Source organism: Aquibacillus sediminis (assembly GCF_005870085.1).
Classification (GTDB): domain Bacteria; phylum Bacillota; class Bacilli; order Bacillales; family Amphibacillaceae; genus Aquibacillus_E; species Aquibacillus_E sediminis.
Map to the genome: position 1 here is coordinate 1 of NZ_SZNM01000009.1, position 12773 is coordinate 12773.

7 protein-coding genes and 1 riboswitch are annotated in these 12773 nt (G+C 37.7%); of the genes, 3 read left to right on the plus strand and 4 right to left on the minus strand.

Annotation, left to right across the window (positions count from 1 at the left end; genetic code table 11):
• Positions 1–136: 136 nt before the first annotated feature.
• From FCI53_RS10495 to FCI53_RS10515, 4 genes are all read right to left on the minus strand, one after another.
• Positions 137–913 (minus strand): DeoR/GlpR family DNA-binding transcription regulator, encoded by a 777-nt coding sequence (locus FCI53_RS10495; protein ID WP_138418592.1) that lies wholly within the window; start codon positions 911–913, stop codon positions 137–139.
• An 81-nt stretch (positions 914–994) separates the two neighbouring features.
• Complete coding sequence (locus tag FCI53_RS22045) at positions 995–1366, minus strand: SEC-C metal-binding domain-containing protein (protein WP_281279526.1); 372 nt, start codon at positions 1364–1366, stop codon at positions 995–997.
• A 218-nt stretch (positions 1367–1584) separates the two neighbouring features.
• On the minus strand, positions 1585–3657 hold the full coding sequence (locus FCI53_RS10510; protein WP_138418594.1) for a methyl-accepting chemotaxis protein: 2073 nt from the start codon (positions 3655–3657) through the stop codon (positions 1585–1587).
• Positions 3658–3841: 184 nt separating this feature from the next.
• On the minus strand, positions 3842–5953 hold the full coding sequence (locus FCI53_RS10515) for an EAL domain-containing protein (RefSeq protein WP_138418596.1): 2112 nt from the start codon (positions 5951–5953) through the stop codon (positions 3842–3844).
• A 291-nt stretch (positions 5954–6244) separates the two neighbouring features.
• A riboswitch (cyclic di-GMP riboswitch) is annotated at positions 6245–6329 on the minus strand.
• A 712-nt stretch (positions 6330–7041) separates the two neighbouring features.
• Between FCI53_RS10515 and FCI53_RS10525 the strand changes: the two genes are divergently transcribed.
• The 3 genes from FCI53_RS10525 to FCI53_RS10535 all read left to right on the plus strand — a co-directional run bounded on the left by FCI53_RS10525 (position 7042) and on the right by FCI53_RS10535 (position 11812).
• Complete coding sequence (locus FCI53_RS10525; RefSeq protein ID WP_138418598.1) at positions 7042–7344, plus strand: DUF4212 domain-containing protein; 303 nt, start codon at positions 7042–7044, stop codon at positions 7342–7344.
• Between the two features lie 34 nt (positions 7345–7378).
• Positions 7379–9037, plus strand: a complete 1659-nt coding sequence (locus tag FCI53_RS10530) for a sodium:solute symporter family protein (RefSeq protein ID WP_138418600.1) — start codon at positions 7379–7381, stop codon at positions 9035–9037.
• 1008 nt (positions 9038–10045) lie between these two features.
• Positions 10046–11812 (plus strand): glycoside hydrolase, encoded by a 1767-nt coding sequence (locus FCI53_RS10535; protein WP_138418602.1) that lies wholly within the window; start codon positions 10046–10048, stop codon positions 11810–11812.
• The last annotated feature ends 961 nt before the right edge of the window (positions 11813–12773 follow it).

The following is a 12773-nucleotide window of genomic DNA, read 5'->3' on the forward strand; positions in this document are numbered from 1 at the left end:
CTGCTTTTAGTTTTATTTCCTTACTATAACGCTGATGTTTTTTGGATGTTGTCATTAAGAATCTCCCCTTACACTAATAGTTTAAAGGTCGAAATTTTCTTGTGTCTAGTATAAGGGGTACAGACTACATGCACCATTATGTAGTACTTGTCACCTCGAATATTTCTACACCAGTTTGTTCTAATGCTTTTAACAGTTCGGTTGGGGATTTGTCGTCGGTGATGCAGTAATCAATTTGTTCGATCTCACCGAATTTAGCAAAACTGTGACGGTTAAACTTACTATGGTCAGCTACGACAATTATTTGATTGGACTGTTCAATCATTTTTCTTTTGGTAGCAGCCTCTGTCAGGTTTGGAGTAGTAAGACCCATAGTTAAATCAATTCCATTGGTGGCGATAAATGCTTTGTCAACATGAAGTTGGCTTAAACTTAATTCTGTTATCGGACCAACAAGTGCTAGCGTTTCTGTTCGAAGTTTACCACCTAAAAGTACAACTTCTATTTGTGGGGAGTTCTCCAACTCCTTAGCAAATACTACGGAATTTGTCACGACCGTTAAGTTTGAAAACTTTTTAATTTCGCCAACTAGCATCTGTGTCGTGGTACCGGAGTCAAGCAATATGGTATCACCATTATGAATGAATTCGACTGCTTTTTTCGCAATCAACTTCTTTTCTTCGGAAAAACGCACAGATTTCTCTGAGAAAGTTGGTTCAAAATGAACACTATCCTTCGCCATTGCACCACCATGGGTTCGATCAATCTTTTCTTGATCCTCTAACACTTTCAAGTCACGTCGAATCGTAGACTCAGAAACCTCAAACGCTTTACAAAGTTCTTGAACAGATGCCCTCCCATGATGCTTGATATAGTTCATAATCTTTTGTTGCCGTTCCTGTTCAAATAACATCAGATCACCACACATTCATTTATTTGGAAGCACAGGGATGGTTCTAGTGCTTCCTCCGGTAAAACAGCAAAAGCACGGCTCCTATTTCCCGCAACATTTCTTATACTTTTTCCCGCTTCCACATGGGCATGGATCATTTCTACCTACTTTTGGTTGCTGTATAGGTTGTTGTTTGTCATCCTTTTGGGATTCGCCTGCTTCTAGCTCGTCCATATAATCAGGGAGCTTCGCTAATTTTTCACCATACCGCTCCTCATTGAACTTTACTTCAGTTTTCATCACATCATTCATTTCCTCCACCAATACCGACGCAATCATCTGTTTTGCCTCGATTTCGCCAAACCCTTCATCAACTAATCGTTCTAGTGTATGTTTGGTACATTTAGGATCATTCGTGTTCACTTGATGATCTACCACTTCCAACAATTGTGCCTTCAACCTATAATTAACCACATCACTACCTCCATTCATTTATTAAAAAACAACCCAACACTATTCTAATCACATATTACCAATCTCTAACAAAAAATACTACAATGGGACATGGGGACAGGTTCACTGTCCCACATAAACTGGGACAAGTGCCCTGTCCCCATGTCCCACCACACCCATGTCCCACACATATGAAAAAGGTGACAGGTACCACTGTTATGGTACCTGTCACCTTCTATTTATATCTTAAAGCGTTCGATTTCTTGTTGTAAGGTTTCCGCTAATTCTTTAACAGTGTTTGAGTGATTATTAAGTTCTTCAACGATCGACAGCTGTTCCTCAGTGGAAGCTGATACCTCTTCTGAGCTAGAGGCAGCTTCTTGGCTGGATGCTGATAATGACTGAATCACATCTGTAATTTGTTCTCTCTTTTCAATCATCGCGTTCGAATAATTAGCTACTTTAGCAGTGTTTTCTGTTACAGTCTGGATAATGGAGGCTAGTTCATTGAACAACGCCTTGGTTTCATTTACCTTTTCCTCATTATCATATGTGTTTACTTTTGTTTGCTCAATCGAACTTACTGCTTGTTTAGATTGAGATTGCACTTTTCCTATCGTGGTTTTTATCTGTTCTGCTGCAGAGGCAGATTGGTCTGCTAATTTACGAATTTCATCGGCTACGACAGCAAACCCCTTGCCATACTCACCGGCTCTTGCCGCTTCAATCGATGCATTTAAAGCAAGCAGGTTTGTTTGTTCTGTAATGTCAATGATCATCGTAGAGAAATTGCCGATCTCTTCGGAAAGCTTATCCATATCGCCAATTACATGACTCATATCTTCTGTTGATGAACGTGTCTCATTAGATTTCTTGATCAACTCCTCAACAGTCGTTAGCCCACTATCTTTCAGTTCTTTCATCGTATTTGTTTGTTCGTTAATGGTTTCGTTCTCCCTTGAAACCTTATCAATCTGTTCATTTAGTTGTTGAAGACTCGATTCGCCATCTTCTAGATGTTCTGCTTGTTCGGTAGCCCCTAATGCTACTTGATTAATAGCTGTTGCGATTTCATTGGTCGACTGGCTCGTTTGCTCTGTATTTTGAGCCAATGTTTGCGAAGAATCTCTTACTGATAATGCTGATTCTTTTACTTTATTTAATAAACTTCGAACACTAGATTGGGTTGTTTGTAATGCATTCGCTAACACACCAAGCTCATCATTCCGCTTCGTTAAATTATCTGGAATTGTCTCTGTAAAATCGCCATCAGCAATCGTTTGTAAGTGACCAACAACATTTAAAATTGGAGTAGAAAATCTGTTTGCAAGAAAATAAGCCACAATTGCTGCGATTACAGCAAATATAATTGAAATAATTAAAATCAATGTATTCATTTCAGTTAATTGTGCTGCTAATTCGGACTGTTGTTGCACGGCAACAAATTTCCAACCCGTTTCTGGTGATGTATAGACATTGATTAAATGAGGCTCCCCATTGACATTTCCTTCAATCATTTCATCTTGAACCTCTTGAATATTATGTAATTGGGGGATATCAAGATCTGTTATATTTTGAAAACTTGTGTCAGGATTGTTCGGATTAGCTAGAATGGTTCCATCTTCTTCTAGCAACATGACATAGCCATTTTCACCAACTTTTATATCTGAAACCATGTCCGTTAACCCATCGAGACTGACATCTAATCCTTGCACCCCAACCACATTGCCACTTTCATCATTTATCGTGGTAACCGTACTAACAATCGTAGAATCATCCGGTGCAAAGTAATACGCACTTGTTCTACTGGTGTCCCCTTCATTTTCCATTGCTTGCTGGTAATATGGACGATCTCTTGGATCGTAATTTTCACTGGTGCTGTCTTCTGGCCATTGGACATACCCACCATCTACCGTCGCCATATAGACATATGGGGATTCTGGATGTGTCTGGGCAAAATTTTCATAGATCGAATAAATCTCTGCTTCAATCCCGCCATTTTCAGATGCATTCAATGGAACACTATCACCGTTTGGATTTGTTTTATCCATGTATGTTGTAATCGTGTCATCTGCTTGTTTTACTGTAGGAAGATTGGCCAAATAGTTCGTATTTTCATCGATCCCTTTAAAGTAAAGACCAACAGCCTCATCAACTTGCTCGATTTCACCGATTGTTTTATCAGCGAAATTCTTTTCTAATTCCTTTTCCATATTATTACTAAAAAACAAACCCAATACGATAATCGGAATTAAAGTAATAAGTAAAAAAGAAAGAATCATTTTGGATTTCATCGATGTTAAAAACTTCATGTACGTGATACTCCTGTTCTTGATTTTATTGTTAAGATTAAACACAAATTATTATTATAAATGGTTTGATATGAAATAGAAAATCAAAAGATTTATTAGGGACATGGGGACAGGTTCACTGTCCCAGATTTACTGGGACAAGTGCCCTGTCCCCATGTCCCACACTCATTTATCTTTTCGTATCTTACTGCATATAGGTGATTTTTTCTTGATCTATGAATCTACTATTCGGTAATAACGGTGTATTTTTTAACTTTACTTGAAGTTTATTCACTAATTGGATCATGTTCTCTTTGTCCTTTTCTTCGTATGTGAACATTAGGCCATATCGGTAAATACCGTCTTCTAGCTCATGTTGCCAAACGATATGACCATACATCGTTGGTGATTGTTCCATTACTTCTGTGTGAAAAGACAATACCCAATCCTTACGAGCGGGGAGTTTTACATTCGAGATAAATCTTAGCCCTCCAGCACTAATATCTTCTATTAGAACCTCGGTGCTACCCATCTGCACTTTTTTCCCAGCTACTCTGTTCACCGTCATATCTGCACCCAATGGATATTCAAAAGACAATCGAAAATATTCACGTTTGTTTTCAACGACAGGTTGTTCCTTAATGATATCCGGTACACATTCCCCATCTGATAGTAATCGCTCAAACTCATCGGTATTAACAGGCTCACTAAATAAGTACCCTTGAATTTCATCACAATTCATTTCTTTTAATAATTTTAAATGCTCAACTTCCTCAACTCCTTCAGCAACCACTTTTAAACCTAATGTATGAGCAAGTTCATTTAATGCATGGGTAATTTCAAAACTGTATTTATCTTGCGTGATGTCCTTAATCAATGAACGATCTAACTTAATTAAATCAACATTAAATTTCTTTAAATAGTTCAATGCTGAATAGCCCGTACCAAAGTCATCTATGGAAAAACGAATTCCATATCTCCTTAATTTTTCGATGACGGAAGTAACTTGTTGTTCATTGTCTAACAGAACACTCTCGGTAATTTCTATTTCTAACCACTTTGGTTCAATATTCATTTGTTGAATAATTTCGATAATTTTAGAACTTGGATCAGACTGCAAAAACTGAACTGGAGAAAAGTTAACGGATATAGTGATCGGTTCGTATCCTTGATTCTGCCACTTTTGGATTTGTAGACAAACATTTCTAAGTACCCAATCCCCAATCGAGATAATCATCCCGGTTTCCTCCGCTAGCCAAATAAACTCTTTAGGCGGAACAATTCCCCATTTTGGATGTACCCACCGGATCAATGCTTCTGCAGCTACAATCTTATTTGTCACAGGGTCGATTCTAGGCTGAAAGTAAATTTCAAGCTCATCTGATTTCATCGCTTTATGCAAATCATTTTTCAAGGTAAATGTTTTATAAGATGCAATATTCATTTGTGGGGTATAGATTTGATAGTTGTTCTTCCCAATTTCTTTCGATTGGTAGATCGCAATATCCACACTTTTTAATAAAGAGGCCTTATCATCACCAGAGTATGGATACACACTAATGCCAATACTGATGGAAAGAAAGACTTCATACTTCCCTACGACAAGCGGTTCTTCAAATAGAGCTATAATGTCCTTTGCTAGTTTGTGTACATTTTCATATTCTGCAAAACCTGTTACTAAAAGGGCAAATTCATCTCCATTTAACCGAGCAACAAAATCATCTGGACCCACATACTCCTTTATCTTTTGGCTAAACCCTATTAATAACTGATTCCCTATATCATGACCTAGATTACCATTAATCTGCTTAAAATCATCTAAATCTAAATACATCACCGCAAAAGGTGTAGCATCATTCATATTTTCTAATAGGTTGTCGAGTTCATACTCAAATATGGATCTATTAGGTAATCCGGTCAAAAGATCATAATTGCTCCTATCGTCAACCATTTCATTTTTGTTTAAAACCTCATTGTAGTCTATGACTGTTCCGACAATTGCAGGTTTATTATTGTATATAGTCAGACTTCCGTTTATTTCAACCTCGAGGTAACTACCATCTTGTCTTTTTACATACTTCCTATGATGAAAGCTCGTCAACTTGTTATTTAACCTTTTATTAATGTTCGCTTGCACAGACTTGTGTTCTTTTTGATCTAGTAATTCATAAATAGATAAATTAATTAATTGTTCACGTTCATAACCTAATATCCTCGCTAACTTTTGGTTACAATCAATAATTTTTTCATCTTGTATAAGGTACAAACCAAATAACGAATTTTCCTCTATGCCATTCTCTTCTTTTAACCATTTCATATAAGTCCCCCTATAACCTCATTTACTTTCTAGCGCATTCATTTATTGCTTACAAAGTGAAACTTTACTCAATGGGTTTTTTTGCTCTCCCCCACTAAGTGTTAGTTGAACCAATCGTGGTGTTAGTGTTCGTTAACTCCCACTTAAACATCTCCTTTTCCTACCATATTTTGAAGTGGGAGTCATACAGACGGTTGCACCGGGATTAAAAACATTGCATAAGAATACAATTTATTATAAAAAAATGAACCAATAGAAATTGGCTCACTTAAAAAATCTTAGAATGATTTCTTCGGTAACTCGGCGACCATAGCATCTTTGCCTAAGGCCCGTAGCTTTGCGTCCTTACCTTTCGATAAGTTTGCCATTTCGGTATGTGTGTATGAAATTTTCAAATCATAGTACGTACAGATATTCTAGAAGGATAAAATCAGATTTATATATTTTTGTCGTGTTTTGTAAAACACTCCACTAAGATAACATCCACTTATTTCCTATGCAATTTTAACTAGGTAATTTGAACTGAATTCAGCTAACTTTTCCTCTAGATATTGGTTATTTACTATTAAAAATAATTATAGGAATAAACACTTCCCCTATTCTAACCAGAAAATTACATCTATTTAATGTTAGTATAATATGCTCAACCAAACTATGACAAAAGTCACATTATAACCTGTCATTATTATGGTTTGACACCCTAACTGGGACAAGTGCCCTGTCCCCATGTCCCACTCATATCTTGCTTTTTTGCTTCATATACTTGTTTCAGATCATTATTTGTTAGCGTTTACATAGGAGGTCGTTATTATTATTCTTGTTATTTTATTTGGTCTACTTACCGTCGTATCTGTCTTTTTTAGTTTGTATAAGAAAAAATTTGTTTTTCTTAGCGTTCCTTTTATTGCTTTGTTCTCTTTTTTGTTAGTAAAAATCATCATGGTTCCTCTCCCATTTTGGGATACGATTCGATTCATTTTTAATCTAAGGGGCTGATGATTTTTTCTATAAAATGAGTGGTTATTCATTCACAATTCACTCATCCCTTTCTCACTTAAGCAACTACACTAAAAAAGGAGGTGAACATCTTGAAAAAAGTGGATAAGCATGTGGCTGACCGGTATTTTCGTATCCGTACAATCTTAACGGTGATTTATTTAGCTATCGGCTTCTCTGTGTCTTTTTTAGTGGTGTTCTTTGCAAAGGAACTTTCACACATTACCATCAACGGATTCCCATTTCACTACTTCATGGGTGCGCAGGGAGCAGTTCTAACTTTTATTATTCTATTATTTATCAATGCAATTGTTAGTGACAAAATTGATGAAAAATTTGGGATTAGCCATGAAAGAAATGAACAAATTAGCTCTGGAAAAACGCTAGACCACTAACCTTACATTCATTTAGGTTACAAGGAGGGATTTAATGGACTATCAATTTTTCGTGTCGCTTTTACTCATTATGGCGTCATTTGGTTTGTATATTGGAATTGCCTTATATAACAAAGCAAGGGCTACGTCAGACTTTTACGTAGCCAATCGAAGTGTACCTCCCGTTTTCAACGGGATGGCCATTGGTGCCGACTGGATGAGTGCCGCTTCCTTTATCGGGATGGCTGGGACAGTCATGATCATGGGATATGATGGTTTAGCTTATATTATGGGGTGGACGGGTGGTTATTTATTATTGACCTTCCTACTTGCTCCACAACTAAGAAAGTTTGGACGATACACTGTTCCTGAATTTATTGGGGACAGATATCAAAGTAACGCAGCACGATTAATCGCTGCAGTTGCAACGATTATTATTAGTTTCACCTATGCAATTGGACAATTGTCTGGTTCTGGTGTTGTAATTGGTCGGTTGCTAGAGGTCGACGCTGCTATTGGGACGTTAATTGGTGTTGTACTTATTGCGTTTTACTCTGCGTTAGGCGGGATGAAGGGGATTACCTGGACACAAGTCGCACAATATTTGGTATTAATTATCGCCTATTTGATTCCTGTCATCTTTATTGCCCTGCAACTAACAGGTAATCCAGTTCCATGGGTCTCCTATGGGGAAATCGTAGGGGAGCTAAAAGCATTAGATGCAGAACTAGCTATCTCTGAATATGTCGTTCCATTTACAGAGAATACGAAGTGGCAATTTATGGCGCTCATGTTCACGTTAATGGCTGGGACGGCTGGCCTTCCCCATGTTATTGTTCGCTTTTATACAGTTTCTACCATGAAAGCAGCGCGTTGGAGTGGTGCCTGGGCACTATTGTTTATCGGATTGTTATACTTATCAGCACCTGCCTATGCTGCATTCTCTCGTTTCATTTTAATGACAGAAGTAGCTGGCTCTTCCATTAATAATTTGCCAGCCTGGACGACCGCGTGGGTAGATACCGGTCAACTTTCGGTAGCAGATCAAAACGGTGATGGTATACTACAGTGGGGAGAGTTAGTCATTAGTAACGATATTGTCGTGATGGCAACTCCGGAAATTGCCAACCTAGGTATTTTTGTCATCGGTTTAATGGCAGCTGGGGCGATGGCAGCAGCATTATCGACAGCTGGTGGGCTAATGATTTCGATCTCTGCCGCGCTATCACATGACATTTATTATCGCTCGATTAATCCAAATGCAAGTGACAAAAAGCGCCTACTCGTTGGTAGATGGTCAATTATCATCGCAACCGTTGTCGCTGGTTTGGTCGCACTAAACCCACCAGGAGCAATCACGCAAATTGTTGCATGGGCGTTTGCACTGGCATCCGGTTCTTTCTTCCCCGCACTCATCCTTGGTGTATGGTGGAAACGATCCAATGGCCCCGGTGTCATTGCAGGGATGCTTGTTGGTTTATCCGTTACCCTAGGCTATATCTTTGCAGCAAAATACGGTGGCTTCACCATATTAGGAATTATCGATACTGGCGCAGGCGTATTTGGCGCAGCAGCAGCCATTATCGCCAATATTGTTGTATCCTTACTAACCAAAGAACCACCACAAAAAATAAAAGAAGAAGTCACCGACCTACGATACCCAGAACAAATGACCTACAAAAACGGCGAAGTCTGGATTGAAGAAGCAGATTAAAAACGGTGCAATAAAATGGTACCTGACACCTAGTATTGGTGACAGGTACCATTTTTACTTGTTCGACAAATTATACGTCTGGATAATCATAGCTAGGTTAAAAGTGCTTTGTCCTGCTTGTTCCCTCAAACCCTGTAGCATATAACTTCTTTTGCATCTATTTACATCTGCTGTTTAAGTTGCTTAATTGCTGATTATCTACTTTTTGGGGTAATGTATTAACGAAGGCTCTGTCACGTATCCAACAAAATTTCATTACATTTTAGTGGAATCTGTTTATTAAAAGTTTTGCTCCAATATTTGTTTAGTAGACGGAACCCTTCTCCATAAGACGCTCATATTGGACCTTATTAACGCCTTCATAAAATTACTGAAGTCCTTAAAAATTGACCTGCGATACTTTTTTCTTTCTTCCCTTTATGATTAATATAAAAAATATTGTCATTACACTGGACAACAGCATAATCAATAGCCGTATTAGGAACTTGTAACTAACTCATTGGATTTTCCTTTAAGTTTATCAGTTCCGAAATAAGAGGAATAGAACCGGACGAATCTAATCCTATATCTGATGTTTTTTCTATTTTAGTTCTCCAGTTCACCTGTATGAGTGACAGAACTATTTACCTATTTTTCAAAAAACTTAGTTTATTTAATGGACAAAACAAGTAAACGCTGCTAAACTTACTAACTGTAAACGTTACCAAACTATTGTGTATGAATAACTTAACCAAGGTAACATCAACCTCGTATAACATCTAGAATTTTGTAAGTACTTTTCCCACTACCACCACGATTTTGCAATTTTTAGATTTTTCACAACGTAACCAACAATGAACGACTTCTCTATTCTATACGAACCCACTCCACCAAAGAAACTAACTCATAACTTTACAACCAACAAGATTCCTTAAGATATCGGTCATACTAAGGTACCACCCTTACAATCGTAACAAATTCGTCATCTGACGAATTGTTAAATAAAATCAAGGGGAAAGGAAGATGTAAATGTCCAAACCAAGATGGACAGGTAAAGTATTTAGTTCTTTTTTAGTACTAATCTTGATCTTGAGTAGTCTACTACCTGCTGGTAACGTATTTGCTGCTGAAGATGAAGTAGTTAGTAGTACTGTCTACTGGAATGACGTAAGACAGGAAATTGATGGCTTTGGCGCCTCTGGTGCATTCCAACAAGCGCAAAACTTAATGGAATTTCCTGAAGAAAAACGTGAAGAAATTTTGGATTTATTGTTCTCCACAACAGATGGGGCTGGTTTTTCCATTGTCAGAAACAAAGTCGGCGATGGTGGCTTATGGGGCAATGAAATTGATGGTCCTACACCAACTATTTGGCCTGAAGAAGATGGTGATTTCGTTTGGAGTGGAGATGAAGACCAAGTTTGGCTAATGAACCAAGCAAAAGAATACGGTGTTGATAAATTTATCAGTACAGTATGGAGTCCTCCAGCATGGATGAAAACAAATAGTCAAGTAAAAGAAGGCGGTAAGCTTGAAAAAGAACATTACCAAGATTATGCAGATTATCTGTCCGCATACATTCGAGGATATAAGGAACATCATGATATCGAAATTGATGGCATCTCCATTCAAAACGAACCAGACCTTACTGTAGGTTACTCGTCCGCTCGTTGGACTGGTGAAGAATTTAATGATTTCATCGGTGGTTATTTATCACCTACTTTCGAGGAAGATGAAATCACCGCAGATGTTATTCTTGGGGAAGATTCGAGCTTTGTAGAAGACCCAGCAATACCGGTTTTGCAAGATCCTGAAACACGTGATGATATAGATATTGTCGCTGCACATGCATACAATGATGGCCGTGGCGCAGAAACAACATTCCCTACAGCCAAAAAATATGATAAGCGAATTTGGCAAACAGAAGTATCTAACTTAGGGGAAAATGACCCTACCATTGAAGATGGGATCTACTGGGCTCAACTTGTTCATGACCACATGACAAACGCGGAAGTAAACGCTTGGCTATATTGGTGGTTTATTGCTTATAAGTTGGATAAAGGCGAGCCATTAATTAACCTAGATGTGGAAAATAAAGAGTATTACTTAAATAAGCGCCTATTTACAATTGGTAACTTTAGCCGTTTTGTAAGACCTGGATATAATAGAATTTCTACTAGTGACTATGAAGACGGCGTAGATGTATCTGCATACAAAGATGAAGAAACTGGTGAATACGCTGTTGTAGTAATTAACAGCAATGAAACATTTAAAACATTGGATCTTAATTTCGATGGATTTAATTCTGGTCTTGTAACGGATTCTGTTACACCTTATAGAACTTCAGCAACAGAAAATCTTAAAGAACTTGATTCTATTAATGTAGATAATGGATCTGTATCCTCAAAGCTTCCGCCAAAAAGTGTTACAACATTTGTTGGAAAAGCGGAGGAAGTAACTAGTGATCTATTGGCTCCTCTAGATGAGGATAAAATCAATAAAGTCAACCAAAATAGCACTGTTCCTGTTAAATTTACACTAAATGAAAAAAATGGAGGAAACATCGACGACGCAGATGCTAAACTTTACCTTGCGAAAGTTACGGACGGTGCTGTAGGAGTAGTACAAGAAGCTACCGCTACAGGAAATAAAAATAATGGGAACTCCTTCCACTATAACGGAAACGGTCAGTATATGTATAACTTAAATACCAAACAACTAGATACCGGCAAATATCAACTAAAAATAGAAACAAACGGACACATACTTGAAAAATTATTAGTAGAAATTATCTAACGTAAAAGGTGCCTGTCAGCAGACAGGCACCTTTTATGGTGGCAGACATCATGTAAAATGTTGAACATAAAAAGAAGATATTTTTATGTTAGGACTTTTAAGAAAAACAACAACGTATCTAGTGTGTTAGCAATTATTCGTATTAATTTAAGTTATAGCTGGATTACTTGTGTGGATTGACGCAAGTGGATTATTTTAAGGAACGATGCAAGTGCTGTTGGCGCTCATCCTTCATTACAATACTGATGGGCTCATTCTTAAACGTGGCACTTCGGACGCATGTCTTTTCTTTCTTGGTATGTGGAGCTAAGTGTACTAATTGGAGCAGCACTAACCCTTGGAATATTAGCTAATTTTGCAGTATTAATGGGGGATGTTCATAAACTTTTATTTCCTATTCAGTGGAACCGTAAGTGCAGACACACAAATGGTGTTACTAGTTATTTACATAAGCAGCTGAAGCGAATTTTAAAAAATTCAACCTAGACCGCTAAGCTAGCTTAAAGGACTATTCATGCAACAAACAAGCAACAACTGCAGAAATTAGTAATTGAAGAAAAGCGTATAGACCTATGACTATACGCTTTTCTAATTATGAAAATCACTGATGACAGGTACTATTCTAAACAGGTCTACCTCGTGATTTCGATCTTGCTTTCCCCTTCTGTTGTTCAGTTGGCCTTTTCTTATCTGGATTGGTTGGATAATAATTCGGCTTTCCCTCTTGGTGTCCTCCAGACATGTAAATCCCTCCATTGGAACATCATTGTATCGCCTTGGATTTTGCTTAAATGTAGTATTGAATGAATATAAATCGCGGGCTTGGGCTTTTGGGTCGAACCCAACCATTGCCGCGAAAATATACTCCTCTACCAATCCAATACTACTGCGATAAGCTTTTATTAAATTAACCTAAAATAAATGGAATTATTCACAAATCACAAGGTCAGTCACCGCATGT